Annotated in this window: 18 protein-coding genes and 1 tRNA gene; 8 read left to right on the forward strand and 11 right to left on the reverse strand. The window is 61.2% G+C overall.

The features are described 5' to 3' along the window. Positions 1-9: 9 nt before the first annotated feature. The 3 genes from obgE to rplU form a co-directional block, all read right to left on the reverse strand. Positions 10-1029 carry a GTPase ObgE gene (gene obgE, locus FYB92_RS07650; protein ID WP_003620531.1) on the reverse strand — a complete coding sequence of 340 codons (1020 nt, stop codon included), beginning with the start codon at positions 1027-1029 and terminating at the stop codon, positions 10-12. A gap of 146 nt (positions 1030-1175) precedes the next feature. Next, positions 1176-1445 (reverse strand): 50S ribosomal protein L27, encoded by a 270-nt coding sequence (gene rpmA / locus FYB92_RS07655; RefSeq protein ID WP_003620528.1) that lies wholly within the window; start codon positions 1443-1445, stop codon positions 1176-1178. 76 nt (positions 1446-1521) lie between these two features. Then, positions 1522-1836: a 50S ribosomal protein L21 gene (gene rplU, locus FYB92_RS07660; protein ID WP_003620526.1), complete on the reverse strand. Its 315-nt coding sequence runs from the start codon at positions 1834-1836 to the stop codon at positions 1522-1524. A 336-nt stretch (positions 1837-2172) separates the two neighbouring features. Here rplU and FYB92_RS07665 point away from each other — a divergent pair. Continuing rightward, a tRNA-Ser gene (locus tag FYB92_RS07665) sits at positions 2173-2262 on the forward strand. A 209-nt stretch (positions 2263-2471) separates the two neighbouring features. Here the strand turns inward: FYB92_RS07665 and guaD are convergent. From guaD to FYB92_RS07685, 4 genes are all read right to left on the reverse strand, one after another. Beyond that, the gene (gene guaD / locus FYB92_RS07670; protein ID WP_075632195.1) at positions 2472-3797 is read right to left on the reverse strand and encodes a guanine deaminase; all 1326 of its coding nucleotides are present in this window, start codon (positions 3795-3797) and stop codon (positions 2472-2474) included. Between the two features lie 7 nt (positions 3798-3804). Further along, complete coding sequence (locus tag FYB92_RS07675) at positions 3805-6003, reverse strand: FUSC family protein (RefSeq protein WP_040510889.1); 2199 nt, start codon at positions 6001-6003, stop codon at positions 3805-3807. Between the two features lie 177 nt (positions 6004-6180). After that, on the reverse strand, positions 6181-7407 hold the full coding sequence (locus FYB92_RS07680) for a UdgX family uracil-DNA binding protein (RefSeq protein WP_332828421.1): 1227 nt from the start codon (positions 7405-7407) through the stop codon (positions 6181-6183). Between the two features lie 56 nt (positions 7408-7463). Beyond that, positions 7464-7796 carry a TIGR01244 family sulfur transferase gene (locus tag FYB92_RS07685; protein ID WP_062809034.1) on the reverse strand — a complete coding sequence of 111 codons (333 nt, stop codon included), beginning with the start codon at positions 7794-7796 and terminating at the stop codon, positions 7464-7466. 272 nt (positions 7797-8068) lie between these two features. Between FYB92_RS07685 and FYB92_RS07690 the strand changes: the two genes are divergently transcribed. The 4 genes from FYB92_RS07690 (at position 8069) to ihfB (ending at position 10710) form a co-directional block, all read left to right on the forward strand. Then, complete coding sequence (locus tag FYB92_RS07690; RefSeq protein WP_003620518.1) at positions 8069-8500, forward strand: helix-turn-helix transcriptional regulator; 432 nt, start codon at positions 8069-8071, stop codon at positions 8498-8500. 388 nt (positions 8501-8888) lie between these two features. Then, positions 8889-9353 (forward strand): MucR family transcriptional regulator, encoded by a 465-nt coding sequence (locus tag FYB92_RS07695; protein WP_003620516.1) that lies wholly within the window; start codon positions 8889-8891, stop codon positions 9351-9353. Between the two features lie 86 nt (positions 9354-9439). Next, positions 9440-10384, forward strand: coding sequence for a signal peptide peptidase SppA (sppA, locus tag FYB92_RS07700; protein ID WP_332828422.1), 945 nt, complete (start codon positions 9440-9442; stop codon positions 10382-10384). Between the two features lie 29 nt (positions 10385-10413). Continuing rightward, on the forward strand, positions 10414-10710 hold the full coding sequence (ihfB, locus tag FYB92_RS07705) for an integration host factor subunit beta (RefSeq protein WP_003620514.1): 297 nt from the start codon (positions 10414-10416) through the stop codon (positions 10708-10710). Between the two features lie 106 nt (positions 10711-10816). Here ihfB and FYB92_RS07710 read toward each other — a convergent pair whose 3' ends face one another. Together FYB92_RS07710 and trxB are read right to left on the reverse strand one after the other, a co-directional pair. Further along, positions 10817-11701, reverse strand: a complete 885-nt coding sequence (locus tag FYB92_RS07710; protein WP_040510888.1) for a LysR family transcriptional regulator — start codon at positions 11699-11701, stop codon at positions 10817-10819. A 95-nt stretch (positions 11702-11796) separates the two neighbouring features. Then, entirely contained in the window at positions 11797-12756 is a 960-nt protein-coding gene (trxB, locus tag FYB92_RS07715) for a thioredoxin-disulfide reductase (RefSeq protein WP_003620512.1), read from the reverse strand. A 164-nt stretch (positions 12757-12920) separates the two neighbouring features. Between trxB and FYB92_RS07720 the strand changes: the two genes are divergently transcribed. The 3 genes from FYB92_RS07720 to FYB92_RS07730 all read left to right on the forward strand — a co-directional run bounded on the left by FYB92_RS07720 (position 12921) and on the right by FYB92_RS07730 (position 16088). Beyond that, positions 12921-13391, forward strand: coding sequence for an Lrp/AsnC family transcriptional regulator (locus tag FYB92_RS07720; protein WP_040510887.1), 471 nt, complete (start codon positions 12921-12923; stop codon positions 13389-13391). A 61-nt stretch (positions 13392-13452) separates the two neighbouring features. After that, on the forward strand, positions 13453-14580 hold the full coding sequence (locus FYB92_RS07725; protein WP_332828423.1) for a glycosyltransferase family 2 protein: 1128 nt from the start codon (positions 13453-13455) through the stop codon (positions 14578-14580). After that, positions 14580-16088: a glycosyltransferase family 39 protein gene (locus tag FYB92_RS07730; protein ID WP_332828424.1), complete on the forward strand. Its 1509-nt coding sequence runs from the start codon at positions 14580-14582 to the stop codon at positions 16086-16088. The genes FYB92_RS07725 and FYB92_RS07730 overlap by 1 nt, the downstream gene beginning before the upstream one ends. On the opposite strand, the gene FYB92_RS07735 is transcribed toward FYB92_RS07730, so the two are convergent. Further along, positions 16033-16404, reverse strand: coding sequence for a response regulator (locus tag FYB92_RS07735; protein ID WP_040510886.1), 372 nt, complete (start codon positions 16402-16404; stop codon positions 16033-16035). The two genes, FYB92_RS07730 and FYB92_RS07735, sit on opposite strands and share 56 nt — an antisense overlap. Next, the gene (locus tag FYB92_RS07740; protein ID WP_062809031.1) at positions 16401-16907 is read right to left on the reverse strand and encodes an NUDIX hydrolase; all 507 of its coding nucleotides are present in this window, start codon (positions 16905-16907) and stop codon (positions 16401-16403) included. Before FYB92_RS07740 ends, FYB92_RS07735 begins: the two co-directional genes overlap by 4 nt. Between the last annotated feature and the right edge of the window lie 20 nt (positions 16908-16927).

Here is a 16927-nt window from a genome sequence, read left to right on the forward strand (position 1 = left end):
TCCACGCGTTCAGGCGGGGGTGTCGGATTCATCCGCGCGGATGCGGGTGATCTGATCCTGCACAAGGCGCAGCACCTTGTCCACGCCCTGCCGCGATACGCCTGACATGGTCATCACCGGTGCGCCGCTGGCCTGTTCCAGCAGGGCGCAGCGTTCGGCAATGTCTTCGTCCAGCATTGCATCGATCTTGTTCAGGACGATGATTTCCGGCTTTTCCGCCAGGCCGCCACCATATTCATGCAGTTCGTGGCGAATGGTCCGCCATGCGGCAACCACATCTTCCTGTGTGCCGTCGATCAGGTGTACAAGCACGGCACAGCGTTCGACATGGCCAAGGAAGCGGTCACCCAGCCCCGTACCTTCGTGCGCGCCCTCGATCAGGCCAGGAATGTCAGCGATGACAAATTCTTCCGTCACCGACAGGCGTACGACGCCCAATTGCGGATGCAGGGTGGTGAAAGGATAATCGGCGATCTTGGGCCGTGCGGCCGATACAACCGACAGGAAGGTCGATTTGCCCGCGTTGGGCAGGCCAACCAGGCCGGCATCGGCAATCAGCTTCAGCCGCAGCCAGACCCAGCGTTCCTCCCCCGGCCAGCCCGGATCGGCCCGACGTGGGGCACGGTTGGTGCTGGTCTTGTAATGCGCATTGCCCCGGCCACCATCGCCACCGCGACACAGCAGCAGGCGCTTGCCTGCCTCATCAAGATCGCCAAGCAGCGTTTCGCGGTCATCATCGAAAATCTGCGTGCCCACCGGCACCTGTATGACCACGGCGGGGGCCGCGGCCCCCGTGCGGTCCGACCCTGCGCCATTGCCGCCCTTACGCGCGCGGAAATGCTGCGTATAGCGGAAATCAATCAGGGTGTTCAGGTTGGCTACGGCCACGAAAATGATATCGCCGCCCCGTCCGCCATTGCCGCCATCGGGGCCGCCGAATTCGATATATTTTTCGCGCCGGAACGCGATGACGCCATCACCGCCATCACCGGACTTTACGAAAATTTTGGCCTGGTCAAGAAACTTCATCGCTCACGGGTCCGATCTGGGCCGGTGGCAGCCCCATGGACGTGTCTGATATCAGAAACACGCCGTGGTATCGATACGAAAAAGGGGACGGCCCCACGTGACCGTCCCCTTCTGGTCGAAAACTGTCTCCCGGGTGGGAGCGTTTTTTATTCCGCTGCTGCGGGCAGGGCTTCGACCGAAACATGCACGCGGCCTTCGGCGCGGCGTTCGAACTTCACATGCCCATCGACGAGCGAGAAGATCGTATGGTCGCGGCCAAGGCCGACATTCTGACCCGGCTTCATCTTCGTGCCGCGCTGACGGACGATGATGTTGCCTGCGATGACGCTTTCGCCACCGAACTTCTTGACGCCGAGGCGGCGACCGGCGCTATCGCGTCCGTTGCGGGAGGAACCGCCTGCCTTTTTTTGTGCCATTGCCTGAACTCCTGAAACTTGTTGACTGATCTCGACCTGGTCCCATGGGCAGTCTCATTGCCCGTGGGGGCGGGGATCAGGCAGCGTTGATTGCGGCGATACGCACCACGGTCACGGGCTGACGGTGGCCGTTCTTGCGGCGGCTGTTCTGCCGGCGGCGCTTCTTGAAGATGATCACCTTCGCAAGGCGGTCCTGCGCGATCACGGTCGCGGTGACGGTCGCGCCAGCAACGGTGGGGCTGCCGATCGTTGCGGCGCCTTCGCCACCAACGGCCAGAACCTGATCGAACGTGATGGTGGCGCCGGCTTCGGCTTCCAGCTTCTCGATCTTCAGGACGGTGTCCTTGGAAACGCGGTACTGCTTTCCGCCGGTGCGGATAACTGCAAACATAATTCTCTATCTTTCCGATCTCTGGGTCAGCGCGGCGCCATCTGGGATGATGGTACAGGCGGCAGGACCCGGTCGCTTTTTGACATTGGCCGCGAAACCACGCGCGGCACCCCCTGTCTGCGCAGGGATTGAGGGCTGGCTTCTATCGGGCAATGTCGGGCGCGTCAATCGCTAATCCCACGGCAGGGCATGATTCAGGGTATGATTCCTGCCATGTCGTGCATCATTGTGGGGGCCGGTATGGGGGCAGGGCGGGGAAGGTAAAAAACATCCACCTGCCCCCTTGCGCGCGTTGCGGGCGCACCGTATAAGCCCGCACCAACGCCGCTGACATTTGGAGAGGTGCCGGAGCGGTCGAACGGGGCGGTCTCGAAAACCGTTGTGCGTGCAAGCGTACCGTGGGTTCGAATCCCACCCTCTCCGCCAGTGTCACGCCATGCCGTCATAAACCTGAGCAGGCAGGCGCAACAGCAGAACCCACAAAAAAATCAGCAGTTTCCGGCAGTCACGATCTTCGTGAGGCAGGTATCGACCCCAAACAGGGGTGGTTGGCCCGTCGGGGTCGCGCATACGGACGATCTTGCGGCCGGGCCATCACCGCATGAGGAGCTGCCGCCTGTCGGATGTCTGGGGTATCATGCGCGTTCATGCACCCTGCGTCCTGCGACATAAGTGGCGCGGATGCTGCGGTCATCACCCAGCATCATCAGGGAAAACAGCAGGTCGCTGATCGAATCGCACGATTGTGCCCGCAGGGCCTGCAATGGTGTTGCCTCCGGGTCGAGGATGCACAAATCCGCCTCCATCCCCGGTGCAATCGTCCCGATCCTGTGGTCGAGGTGCAGCGCCTGCGCACCGCCTGCCGTCGCCAGCCAGAAGGCCTGCGCGGGGTGGAGGCGACGGCCCGTTCCCTGCGCGACCTTATAGGCTTCGTTCAGGCTCTGCAGTTGCGACAGGCTGGTGCCCGCGCCGATATCGGTGCCCAGCCCCACACGGACGGGGCGTCGTGGGTCCAGCGCATCGAACAGGCGGAAGCTGCCACTGCCAAGGAACAGGTTGGAGGTCGGGCAGTGGGCCAGTGCGCATCCACTGTCATGGCAGGTCATGAGGTCGGGTTCATCAACATGGATGGCATGGCCCATGATGGCGCGTGGCCGCACCAACCCTGCATGCGCGTAAACATCCAGATAGGACCGGCGTGCGGGGAACAGGCTGCGTACCCATGCGACCTCGTCCAGGTTTTCCGCAAGGTGGGTCTGCATGAAGACGGTCTGGTCACGGGCCAGAAGTGCGCCCGCCAGTTCAAGCTGTTCCTCGCTGCTGGTGGGGGCAAAGCGCGGGGTGACGGCGTACATCTGCCGCCCGCGCCCGTGCCAGCGCGTCATCAGTGCAAGGGATTCGTCATACCCGCGTTGTGCCGTATCGCGCAGGTCTGGTGGGGCATTGCGGTCCATCAGCACCTTGCCCGCGATCATCAGTGTATTGAGGCGTTCTGATTCGCTGAAGAACGCCTCAACCGATTGGGGATGGACGGTGCAGAAAACCGCCGCCGTGGTCGTGCCGCATCGCAGAAGTCCGGCAAGGAACCTGCGTGCGATATCACGCGCATAAGCCGGATCGCGAAAGCGGCTTTCGGTGGGGAAGGTGTAGCGTTCGAGCCATTCCAGCAACTGTTCGCCATATGCGGCGATCATGGGCAGTTGTGGGTAATGGACGTGGGTGTCCACGAAACCGGCTGAAATCACGCAGTCTGGGTAATGTGTAACCTGCGTGTCGGCGGGCAGGTGGCGCAGGGTATCGGCATATGTGCCCATTTGCGCGATCCGCCCGTCGCGGATGATGATCAGCCCGTCTTCCTCATGATGGAGGGCAGCAACCGGGTCGGTGGTGAACGGGTTGTCGCGAAAAGTGACGACCCGCCCCCGCAGGGCAAGGATATCGGGCGTGGGTGGTGCGGGCATCCTGCTGCTAGCCGATCATTTCGCTGGAACGATAGGGCTGCGAGGCGTCAAGGAACGCTGCATTTGCATCCAGTTCATAAGAAATGACCAGCAGATAGGCAATGGCGCGTGTCATTTCCACGCGGGAGGTAATGTTGGTTTCCTTCCCTTCGAGGATACGCAGCACCCGCGTCGCGCCACGGGCCACGCGGGCCGTACGGCCATAGCGGCCACTGAACTGCGCCATGCGATGCAGGAACAGGGTGATGGCGCGGTTGGCCGATTCCGGCAACTGGCTGCGTTCCAGCACGACACGCAGGCGGATGATGTTCAGCCCGATTGTCATCGCGGACAAAGTGCCCTGCAAATAGGCCTCGATCGTGGGGGAAGGGGTCGGCCCCGCATGGCGGATCAGGCGGGAGAAACGGTCGGTATTGCGCCCGATCCAGGCCCTTGGCTGCGGCAGCGGGTTGGCCGATGCCAGGTGGCGCAGGTCATGCAGGGTGCGGTTGCGCATGCGCCAGCGTTCTTCGTCACTGTTGAAAGGCAGGACGGCGCGGAAAATCAGTACGGCGAAGCCGATGCTGCACAACAGGGCAAAGGAGGCGTTGAAATATGCAATTTCATTCAGGCGGCTTTGGTTGCCGGGATTGACAAGGTTGGGCAGGAACAGGGAGTAGGACGCCGCAGCCCCCGCCGTTGCCGGGTTGCGTGCCGCAAGGCCACCGGCAATCATCGGCAGCGCAAGGACGGCGGCCAGCATTTCGAATTCTGCCGGGCGCGGGATGAACAGCAGCACGAGAAAGGCCGACACGAACACCGCCCAGCACGCGCCGCGCAGGAAGTTCAGGGTGCCCAGGACCGGGTTTTCGCGTGTGGCGAACAGGCCGCACGTCACCGCCACCATGGTGATGAAACCAATCCCGTTCGACCAGGCCGTGACCTCCCAGATCAGTGCCGATGCGCCGATCGCCACTGCCGCGCGGATGCCGTTATACAGGGCTTCCTTGAAATCGCGGTGTGCTTGCAGGCGGAAATGGAAATGATCGCCGCGGATTTCGTGCTGGCTGGCGTCAAACTCCGTAATGGCCTGCTCCAGCTCGCCCAGAAGTTCGTCAAGCGCGTTATGCAGGATGCGGCAGTTGAGCAGTCGTTCGATCGTGTCGGTATCGTGCGGTGCCGCCGCGGCGAGTTCTTCGGTCAGGGCGTCGATGATGCGCTGGCGGCACACGCTGCGCAGGTCCTGCAGGTCCGTCATGACCTGCTGTATCTGTGTGTCCGATTCCAGCCGCCCCGGAAGGCCCAGCAGGAAGGTGCGCGTCAGCAGGCTGGTTTCGGTAAAGACCGGGTTGACCGTGCCCAGCGCCTTGATGCGCGCCATCATGCCCAGCCCGCGTGACAGCAGGACGGACACGGCCGCAAGTGCCGCGCGCGCGTGATCGCCTTCATGCCCGTGGGGGCCCATCTCGACTTCACTGAATTCGATCTGGTCATTGATCGACAAGATGGTGCCGAACAGCGCACGTGACCGGATGAAGGCCTGCTCGTCGCCAGCAAGCAGGTTGGCCACCGCCTCTGTAGAGGTGCTGAGCGCGGTCTGGATCTTCTGCCGCATGTTCTTTTTCGCGGCGGTGGCAAGATTGTGCGCGAACAGGACCGCCACCAGCGTTTCGCACGAGATGCCGAGCACGATATAGGTCGTGCGCGACATGGTGATCATGAAGATGTTGTCCGGGTCCTGACTGGCGGCAAGGGCGATGATCGCGCAGGTATAGCCCGCAAGCACCAGTGCATAGGAGCGGAAGTTGCGCACCAGCGTCGCACAACCGCAGCAGATGCCGATCCAGATGCTCAATGCCGGGAAGAACAGCCAGGGCGATTGGGGAAAGGAACAGACGATCACCACCGCGCTGATCGCGCCCAGTGCCGTGCCCACCAGACGCCATCGCGCCTTTGACAGGCTTTCCCCGCGCGACCCCTGCGCCACGATCCACACCGTCATGGCCGCCCAGGGCGGACTGTCGAGTTCCATCCACATCGCGATGGTCAGCGCCATAAGGGCGGCGAACGTCGTACGTAGCGCGAAGGCTATGGCCTCTGGCGTGGGGGCGTAGAGCCACTTGAGGCGACTCATGCGGTTGTAGCCGGGGGGAGAGAGAATCGAGAAATCTCGTCCACGGAAGACACGCGCGACGAAAGAGGGGACGATCTTCAGTTCAGCAGGCACAATATGCGGCTTCCGGCGGTACTGGGGGCGGTCCCTTGATAAACCAAGAATGCGGCAGGTAACGGTGTCGGGAGCGCATATCAGTCATTGGCTTTCCTCGTGGCAGGGACGCAGCACCTGTCATGGAAAGGGGATGATCGCTGCATTTGTTCCATCCGTGAATGGATGGGATGCGGATCATGATGTTATCAGGCTCCGCGCAAGGCGCAGATCCTCGATAAAGCGCAGATATTCGCGCGATCGCGCTTCCTCTGTGGGTTGGCGCAGCAGGAAAGAGGGATGCACCGTCACCAGTCCGCATGTCCCGTCATCAAGTGTGATCGGGCGGGATCTTTCGCGTCCTATAACGACAGAGCGTTGCAGGATTGCGCTGGCCGCAGTCGCGCCGAGCATGACCAGCAGGCGTGGGCGCACCATGCGGCGTTCGGCATGCAGCCATGGGGCACAGGCACGGATTTCCTCCATGCCTGCTTTTTGGTGGATGCGTCGGCCATTGCGGTTGAAGAATTTGAAATGCTTCACCGTATTGGTCACATAAACATCATCGCGTGCGATGCCGACCTCATGCAGGGCGCGGTCGAACAGTTGCCCCGCCGGGCCGACAAAGGGACGGCCCGCCAGGTCTTCCTGATCGCCGGGCTGTTCCCCGACGAACATCAGTGACGCGGTGGTGGTCCCTTCGCCAAAGACGGTCTGGGTCGCATGGTGCGCCATGGTGCAGGTCAGGCAGGATCGCGCGGCCTCTGCCACGGCGGGCAGGGCTGTGATGCGTTCGATGTCCATCCCCTCCGCCAGAGGGAGGGCGGGTGAGGGGAAGGAGGCGGGATCCGCGCCTTCAAGGGGCGTGCCGGGATGCAGGGTGGTGCCGTCCCACCGCATCGCGCGTTCCCCCATCTGAACGTGCCATGGATGGAATGAACGTTGCAGCGTGACAAAGCGTGCGTTGCAGTATGCGACGAGGCTGTCGGCGGCGTCCCATATGATGGCCTGCGTGGGATCGTGGGATGCCGCGACATGGGTGCGAAAGGCCAGTGTTTCGCGCCGCACGTCCTGTGCGATGTGCCGGGCGCGCAGGATTTCGGCGTCATCGGCAGGTCTGCGGGCAGGGTCTTCGCCAGTGGCCAGCCGCAGGACGAGGCGATAGGCAAGGTCAAAGCGATCCGGCGTTTCGGCCTGCAATATGTCCTGCACCAGGCGCATCATGGCCCGGGGAACGCCAAAGGTGGAGCGTGGCGATGTGTCGGCGTGAAGGGGGGCGGTAATGCCGGTCTGCATGGCCGCATCCGCTGGATCGCGGATGCGCCAGGTGATATCCGTCGCGGAAATACCGTGCAGGGCCAGTGTGCGCGTGGCGTTGCGCCATGTCACGAAATCCAGACTGTGGGCCAGGACAACCGTGGGCATGGGGCACTCCGTAGGCAGTAATCTTAAGGCTTGAAGCAGGGACGGCAGTGGTGAAATCAGGGCTGCCGGGCAAGGGTCCAGAGTTGTCCCACACGGTTGCCCGAACGGCAGTAACCCAGAATCGGGCCGTTCATGTCCTTCAGCGCCGCGCGCATCTGCGTGATTTCATGTTCGGTGATATGTCCCGGCACGACCGGCAGGAACGCAAATTGCAGGCCGGCGGCCAGTGCCGCGTCCTTCAGGCTTTCTGCTGTCGGCTGTCCATATTCTTCCGCATCGGGGCGCATGCAGATGATGCTGCGGAATCCCTGTTGGACAATTTGCGGCAGGTCATCGGGCGTGATCTGGGATGCGGCGGTGAAATCTGGGCTGAGGGAATAGAGTTGCATCGTATGAATCCTGCATTCGGTGCGCGCGTGACGCGGTTGTCCGGGTATGCGCCCATCCCCGGAGGGAGGCAAATTGTTATACAGTTAATATATTCATGTATGTAAAATAATCCGTATTTTATGTAAACTCTTGGGGTGTAATCGACATATGGGTAATGAGGCCTGTGAACATACAATGTCGATGGGGTTGCATATGGACGTCGCGGCATTAGGGCATGGTTTCTTTTTTTCTTCCTCGGCTGCCATATTCGGCAATGTTACGGTAACTGATCATGAATGCGATAGTAGACAGGCTCCCCCGCACGCGGGAGGCTGCTGAACTTCTGGCCCATCGTCTGCGCCTTTTTGCCCAGCCACAGCGGCTGCTTGTGCTTGCGACCCTGCTGGAAGGGGAAAAAAGTGTCGGCCAGATCGAAAGTGCCACCAGTATAGGCCAACCGACCCTGAGCCAGCAGCTCGCCGAATTGCGGCGTGCGGAAATAGTCGTGACCCGCAAGGAAGCGCGACAGGTCATTTACCGGATCATTACGGACGAAGAAGCAACGCGTATTCGCCTGATGTTTTCAATAATGGACCCCGATATTAATATTTGTGACGCGGTTCCCGGTATGCAGGAATGCGGGGCAGGGGCCGTGAATCCGGTCGCTTCACGTTCTTCGCAGGTATCCGCCGCACGTTTTGCGCGCGTTGCGTGCGGGGAATAGTATCGCTGTTCCTGTTCATCCGGCGCCATGACCGCGCGTTATGCAGGATTGCCATTCGCCGGCGGCCGGGTCTGAATAATCATTATTTTCAGACCCGGACAATGTTACATCAAGTTTCAATCTGAAAATATGTTTTATGATTTCATATGCGATGATTTCGCCGGAAACGTGGCGGATATCATGAAAACCATGATCCAGAGCCGCTCTGTCGTGATGGTTTCGTGATGGGGAAGGGATGTTTATTAAAGGTTATTTCCGTATTTTAATCCGAAGCCACATAAGATGCATATTGTATTTGCGCGTTTTATTGGGTAGTGCGTATTCAGGATGCAGATGATGGATGTTTTAAAGACGGCATCCATCATGATTGAAGAAATGGAACAGAATTATGTCGGATGCTGAACAGGATTTCTCTTTTCTTGAACTGACCACGCAGATCGTGTCGGCTCATGTTTCCAATAATGCCGTTGGGGCGGATACTGTTCCTGATCTCATCAAGCAGGTTTACCAGGCCCTGACCTCTCTGGATCAGCCGCAGGTCGAGCCGGAGAAGCTTCAGCCTGCCGTGCCGATCAAGCGTTCGGTTTTCCCCGATTACATCGTCTGCCTTGAAGATGGCAAAAAGCTCAAGATGCTCAAGCGTCATCTGCAGAGCGCCTATGGCATGACGCCCGAACAGTACCGTGAACGCTGGGGCCTGCCGAGCGATTATCCAATGGTCGCCCCCAACTATGCCGAGCGTCGTTCGACCCTGGCGCGTGAAATCGGCCTGGGGCGCAAGATCACCGCAGCCCCGAGCGAGGCCAGCGCCGAAACCCCGGCCAAGCCGCGTCGTGGGCGCAAGGCGTCCTGAATGGGGTATGATGCCCGGCCGTGGGATGCCATGGCCGGGACCTGTTCCGGTTTTTATTGATGCAGTCATGAAGTTGCGCGGGTCGCATGGCATTTGACGCAGATCTGGCACTGGAACGTCTGTCCCTGCGGCGGCGGCTGATATTGTGGCGTGTCGTTGCGGTCGCCATGTTTGCCTGTGGCCTTCTGGCGATATCCGGGCGGGGCATATGGGGCGCGCGCGGTGATGGACGTGACCATCTCGTGCGGCTGCGTATTGATGGGGTGGTCGGTTCGGATACCACCGATACGCTTGCCCTGATCCGCAGGGCACGCAGCAATCCCGCCGTGAAGGGGATGTTGCTGGATATCAATACCCCCGGCGGTGCCGTTACCGGGGGTGAAACATTACATGACGCGATTGCGGAATTCGCGCGGCAGAAGCCCGTGGCCGTATCGATGGGCAGTCTTGCCGCATCGGCTGGCTATATGATTGCCGTCCCCGCACAGCGTCTGTTTGCCCATCATTCCACCCTTACCGGGTCCATCGGGGTCATCATGCAGGCCCCGGATGTCTCTGGCCTGCTGGACAAGGTCGGGGTGCGGGTTGACCAGCTTGTCTCCGGCCCGATGAAGGGGCAGCCCTCTTCCGTGCAGCCCCTGTCGCCACAGGGGCGGGAAATGTTGCAGGGTGTGATCGCCGATCTTTATGACATGTTTGTCACCATGGTGGCGCAGGGACGCCACCTTCCACGCGAAAAGGTGCTCGAACTGGCGGATGGGCGCCCTTATACGGGGTCGCAGGCCCTCTCGCTTGGTCTGGTGGATCAGATCGGGGGGGAGGAGGAGGCAAAGGAATGGTTGATCCGGACCCTGCATCTGTCTGAAACTGTTGATGTTGAAGATATGAAACCGCGCCCGTCATTTCATCTTGACTGGATGCGGCATCTGTTGGGAAGTGTCATGGGGATTGTTGCGGAATCGGATCGTCTGGATGGCCTGTTTCGGCCCGGTGGTGATCTTGACGGGGCCGTTGCGATCTGGAAACCTTAATTTACATAAAATATATAGAGGGAAGCAGGATGACCAAATCGGAGTTGATTGCCGAACTTGCCGCAGCCAATCCACATCTTCCCGCTCGTGATATAGAGCAGATTGTACAAACCATATTTCATGAAATCAGCGCGGCGCTGGCCCGGGGGGATCGGGTTGAATTGCGTGGTTTTGGCGCATTTACGGTAAAAAAGCGGGACTCGCGCACGGGCCGCAACCCGCGCACGGGTGAAATTGTCGCCGTGGAAGAAAAAGTCGTTCCGTTTTTCAAGGCGGGCAAGGAACTGCGTGAACGGGTCAACCATCAGGATGGCGCGGAAAGCTGACGGGTGGCGGCATGTCGCTGATGCCATGTGCCCATGGCGCTGCATAATGAAAAGGCCCTGCTAGAAAGCAGGGCCTTTTTTCATGCTGGGTCGTTTTTGCCCGTGGTCAGTGGCGGGCGTTGATTTCCGCAAGCAGGAAGTCGCGGAACACGGCCACACGCTTGGAGGTGCGTAGTTCCTCTGGATAGACAAAGTAGGCATCCACCGTCGGCAGCGGCACCTCGGGCAGGATCTTGACAAGATTGGGATACTGGTTTGCCGCATAAAGCGGGATCGACCCGATCCCGATGCCTGCCGCGATGGCGCCCGCCATGGCGGCAAGGCTGTTGACCTCCAGCCGGGCCTGACGGCGTTCATCGGACGGCACCCCGGTTTCCGCCAGCCAGTTGATGTGCGGCACCGGTGGGTGATACCCCCCGAACAGCACCAGCTTATGGGCATTCAGCTCCTCAAGCGTGGTGGGGGTCCCGTGTTCATTCAGGTACGATTGCGCGGCATAGATCGGCAGCGGGAAATCCGCCAGATGGCGCTGGATCAGGTCGGGCTGGCGTGGTGGGTGCATGCGCACCGCAACATCTGCCTCACGCATGCCCAGATCGAGGTCGTTATCCTCAAGGATCAGGGTGATGGAGATGTCGGGGTTTGTGTCCATAAAGCGATGCAGGCGTGGCGTCAGCCAGCATGTGCCAAAGCCCGTCGTGGTCGTGACCCGCAGGCGCCCGGCCGCTTTCTCCTTGCTTTCGGTCAGCAGGGACTGCGTCATCGCCAGCTTGGAAAAGACTTCACGCACCGTCTGGTTCAGGGTTTCGCCCTGTTCGGTCAGGATCAGGCCACGTGCATGTCGATGGAAGAGGGGAACCTGCAGCGCCTCTTCCAGAGCGGAGATCTGTCGGGACACCGCAGACTGGCTCAGGTTAAGCACGTCGCCGGCATGGGTGAAGGACCCAGCCTCGGCTACTGCATGAAATATCCGGAGTTTATCCCAGTCCACGCGTTGACTCCGTTCCTAATTCAAAGTTGCCATTTGTTATGACGTTCTGGCTGTGGTGAAGGAAATACCAGAGCAGGTCAAGAACTATGGCGAGTTTATGACGGATTTTCTGCCAAAAAGCGTTCAGCTTCCAGTGCCGCCATGCATCCGGTACCTGCAGCGGTGATGGCCTGGCGGAAGACCTTGTCCTGTACATCGCCTGCGGCGAACACGCCTGCGACCGATGTGCGGGTGCTGCCCGGTGTGGTCGTGATATAGCCATCGGCATCGATTTCGACCTGCCCATGGAACAGTTCGGTGTTCGGGCTGTGGCCGATGGCGACGAACACGCCATCTGTCTCCACCGTGGCGGGTGCATTCGTCACGGTATCGTGAACGTCGATGCTGGTGACGACGGGCGGGGTGCCGGACCCGATAATGCGGTCAACCGCAGTGTTCCACATGACCGAAATCCGTGGGTTGGCAAACAGGCGGTCCTGCAGGATTTTTTCCGCGCGCAATGTGTCGCGACGGTGGATCAGCGTCACATGGGTGGCATGGTGGGTCAGGTACAGCGCCTCTTCCACTGCTGTATTGCCGCCGCCAATGACGACCACCCGCCTGCCGCGATAAAAGAAGCCGTCGCACGTGGCGCAGGCCGAGACACCGCCGCCCTGATATTCCTTTTCACCGGGAATGCCCAGCCAGCGCGCCTGTGCGCCGGTGGCGATGACGACGCTGCGTGCGAGGTAGGTATCGCCCGAATCCCCCACCGCCCGGAACATCCCCGTCTGCGGGTCGCGTGTCAGACTGCATGAAACGATGATGTCATCCACCAGTTTCGTGCCGACATGTTCGGCCTGTGCCGCCATCTGCATCATCAGTTCGGGGCCCTGCACGCCCTTGGCGAAGCCGGGATAATTCTCGACATCCGTGGTGATCATCAGTTGCCCCCCCGGCTGTAGTCCCGCGACAAGGATGGGGGAGAGGCTGGCGCGCGCGGCATAGATGGCGGCCGTATATCCGGCGGGGCCTGCGCCGATGACAAGCAGGTCGGTAGTGTATGTGTTGGGCATGGGATCAGAACCGGTTTGCTTAGTGGTGAACGGTGGAGAAATGATTGATGGTGGGAATGGTATGATCGTCCACTGGCGTGAAGGCAAGGGTTAGGCTAGGAGAGGCATCATTACCGCATATCGGGACAGGATAACGATCCCGGGGGATTGAGATTGAAACGGACATGGCTGAACGGATGACGGAACTCGACGCGATTGACCGGCGGATTGTTGCCGAACTTCAGGCCGATGGACGCATGACGAATGTGGAACTGGCACGCCGGGTGGGTATTTCCGCCCCGCCATGCCTGCGCCGCGTCAGGCGTCTGGAGGAAGAGAAGGTCATCCTTGGCTATCACGCGCAGACCGACGCGGCGAGCCTTGGCTGGTCGATCACGCTGTTCGCCCTGATCGGCCTCGACAGTCAGAAGGAGGCGGTCCTGTCCGCGTTCGAGGCCGAGATTTCGGCATGGCCCGAGGTGCGCGAATGCCACATGATCCGTGGTGGTGGGGACTTCCTCGTCCGTCTGGTTGCCCGTGATGCGACGCATGAAAACATGCTGACGCGTCGCCTGACCGAAGCCGCCCATGTGGTCCGGGTCCAGACGCTGCAGACCATCCGCAGCAGCCTTGAACGGCCGGGCGTTCCGGTCTGATACATTTGGGCGCGGGCATGTATGCGCCATGTTTTGCCGGAAGGACGCGGCATTGGTGTTGATGGCTGACGATCATGGCCTGCCGGGGCGGGAACCCTGCCCGCCGCCGCAGGTCAGTATCGTGGTGCCCTGTTACAATGAACGCGACAATGTGCGTCCCATGGTCGATGCGCTGGCCGATGCGCTGGCGGGACGGTCATGGGAGGTCATTTTTGTTGATGACAGCTCCCCTGACGGGACTATGGATGTCGTGCGTGCCCTTGCCGCGCACGACGCGCGTGTGCGCGGGATATCGCGGCTGGGGCGGCGTGGCCTGTCCTCTGCCGTGATCGAGGGGGTGCTGTCATCCTCTGCCATGATTGTCGCGGTTATGGATGGCGACATGCAGCATGATGAACGCTGCCTTGGCCAACTGCTTGATGCGATTGCATCGGGTGGGAACGATATCGCCATCGGCAGCCGTCATGTCGCAGGGGGGGATGCCGGTGGCCTTGCCAATCGCTGGCGGCAGATGCTGTCGGATGTCGGAATCCGGGTGGCACGACGTCTCATGCCCGTCGATGTCCGCGATCCGATGAGCGGTTTTTTCGCGATCCGCCGCAGCGTGTTCATCGCGACCGCGCCACACCTGTCCGGCACGGGGTTCAAGATCCTGCTCGATATCATCATGTCGGCCCCCATGGACCTGCGGGTGGCGGAAATCCCGTTTGTCTTCCGCAGTCGCGCGGCGGGTGAAAGCAAGCTGGATTCTGTTGTCCTGCTGCAGTTCGCGGCCATGATGCTGGACCGGCTGTGCCGGGGGTATCTTCCGGTCCGGTTCATCAGCTTCTGCCTTGTCGGTTTGCTGGGTATCGGTGTGAACCTTGGGGTGCTGTCGGTTCTGTTACAGTGTGGGGTGACATTTCCGGTGGGGCAGGTGGTCGGGACCTATGTTTCCATGATCGTCAATTTCGGGCTGAACAACCGGCTGACCTATCGGGACTGTCGTCTGCATGGGGTGGCGCTGGTGGCTGGGCTGTGCCTGTTCGTGCTGATCTGTTCAGTCGGGGCGGTGGCGAATGTCGGCGTGGCGCAGATGCTCCTCAGCAGCGGGCCACGCCATTGGGGCAGCGCAAGCATGGCGGGGGCCGCCATCGCCGCAGTCTGGAATTATGCCGTGTCTTCCACCCTTATATGGAAAATCCGGTGATGTCGCTGCGGATGTGGTGCGGGCTTCTGGCGGGGACGCTCTGCCTGCGCCTTGTCCTTGGCTGGTACCTGCCCGTTTCCCCGGATGAGGCCTATTACTGGGTATGGGCGCATGCCCCGGCGGCGGGATATCTGGATCATCCACCCATGGTTGCCCTGTGGATACGCGCGGGCTGTGCCCTGTTTGGTGATGGTGGGGCGGGGATCCGCTGGATCGGGACGATGGCGTCCATGTTTGCGATTCCCTTTCTGGCGCAGGCAATCCGCGATTTCCATGCGCCATTCCCCGAACCGTCAGCTAGGGGCGATGATGGTGGCGTGATCCGTGGTGTTGCCCTGTTGCAGGCGACGTTGGCGATGGGGGTCAATGCCGTGGTCATGACGCCTGATACCCCGTTGCTGTTTTTCATTACAGTCATGTTGTGGGCGGTCGGACGGTTGATGGCGACGGGCCATGCGCGCTGGTGGCTGGTATGTGGCGCGGCGCTAGGGCTGGCGTTCGACAGCAAATATACGGCCGTGTTGCCGGGGGCGGGGATCGTTGCATGGTTGCTGCTGCATGGCGCAGGGCGCGCGTGGCTGCGCCGTCCCGCGCCATGGCTGGGTGGAATTGTGGCTCTGGCCGCTGTTTCCCCCGTTATCTGGTGGAACGCCACCCACCATTGGGCCAGCCTGCTGCGGCAGGGGGGGCGCGTGGGGGACTGGCACGCGGGGCGGGCGCTCGGCTTCCTGGGGGAACTGGTGGGGGGGCAGGTCGGGCTGGCGACACCGGGCATCTTTGTCATGTTCATCGTGGGGATGATGCTGGTGGTGCGCAACGCGCGGCGCGTACCCGCACAGGGTGTGCTGCTGTGGATGATGCTGGTTCCCATGGTCGTGTTTACCATGCATGCGCTTGGCGACCGGGTGCAGGCGAACTGGCCTGTGATCGTGTATCCGTTGCTGGCGGTTGCCGCGGCGCAGGTGACATGGGCCGGGTGGAAGCCCGCCGTGGCACTGGGCGGTGTTCTGTGTGCCCTGGTTTTTGTCCAGGCGGCGTTTGAACCATTGCCCCTGTCCGCGCATACGGACGTGATGCTGCGGCAGGTGGGGGGATGGCCCGCGTTGGCGGCGGATGTGGATGGCCGTGCCATGCCGGGGGACTTTGTGACGGCCTGCGATTATGGGACCGCGTCCGAACTGGCGCTGTATCTGCCGCACCGCACGGTTGCGGGGATGGAGCCGCGATGGGCGCTGTTCAACCTGCCGCACGAACTGCGCGGGCAGGGGCTTATGCTATGCAATCCCCGGCGTGTTTTTGACCGGCGCTATTTCGCAACGGTCGAGGCCGTGGGCAGCCTGCGTCGCCATGGGCGCATCCGTGATGCGGAAACGCTGGATCTGTATCGCGTGCGCATGGCCGATCCTGTACCGCCCGATCAGCCACCGGGTATCGCCATCCTGTCGCGCGCGCCTATGACGGGGCCGCAGGCATCCCTTCCGCAAGACATGCTTCAAGCTGCGCCATAAGTGTTTTCATGCGGAACGGCTTGCTCAGCCCCGGCAGGTCGGGATGGCGGCCAAGGCGGTCCGGATCACCGCTGATGACGATAACGGGCACGTTTTTCGCCCGCAGGGCCGCAATAACCCCATCGGGCGTACCATCCGGCAATGTCAGGTCCACCAGGGCGGCGTCGAACGTGCCCTGTGCCAGCGTGTCCATCGCACTGGCCACGCTGGCGCAGGAGGATACCTGTGGGCCTGATGCCTCTATGACAGTCAGAAGCAGGTTTGCGATCATTTCCTCATCTTCAACGACAAGGACGCGGCGGGTGTGCTGTGTCATGTGTCTGTACCCTCGGTCGTCGCTGGAACCTGACGATATCCACGGTGCTGTGTCGTATGGGGCCATGGGATGACCCCGCGTGGTGACAGCGCGAGTTGCCCAAGTTCCAGCAGGCCGTTGCTCATGAGTTGGGGATTATCACGCACATGTGATATGTCGAACCAGCCTGCATCGCAGGCATCATCCCCTGCCTTGAGGGTATGCGTGCCGGGATCCGTGCATTTCACCGCCACGATCAGGTAGTGGAAGCGCAAGGCGCCCGTCGCATCGCGTTCGATCAGGTCAAATGCCGTCAGTGGTCCTTCCGCCCGCGTTACGACGCCGGTTTCCTCACGCAATTCGCGTTCGGCGGCATCCATGAAGCTTTCCCCGGCATGGATGCGTCCGCCGGGAAACCCCCACAAACCCTGGTCCGGGGGATTGCGGCGCTGCACCAGCAGCAGGCGGTCACCACGTGTCACGACCGCAAGGACCGCGCCAGAAATTGTCGAAATCCCAGACATGCATGCATTATAGCGCCCGG

The sequence above is a fragment of the Novacetimonas sp. GS1 genome, from assembly GCF_036686925.1.
Lineage (GTDB): Bacteria > Pseudomonadota > Alphaproteobacteria > Acetobacterales > Acetobacteraceae > Novacetimonas > Novacetimonas hansenii.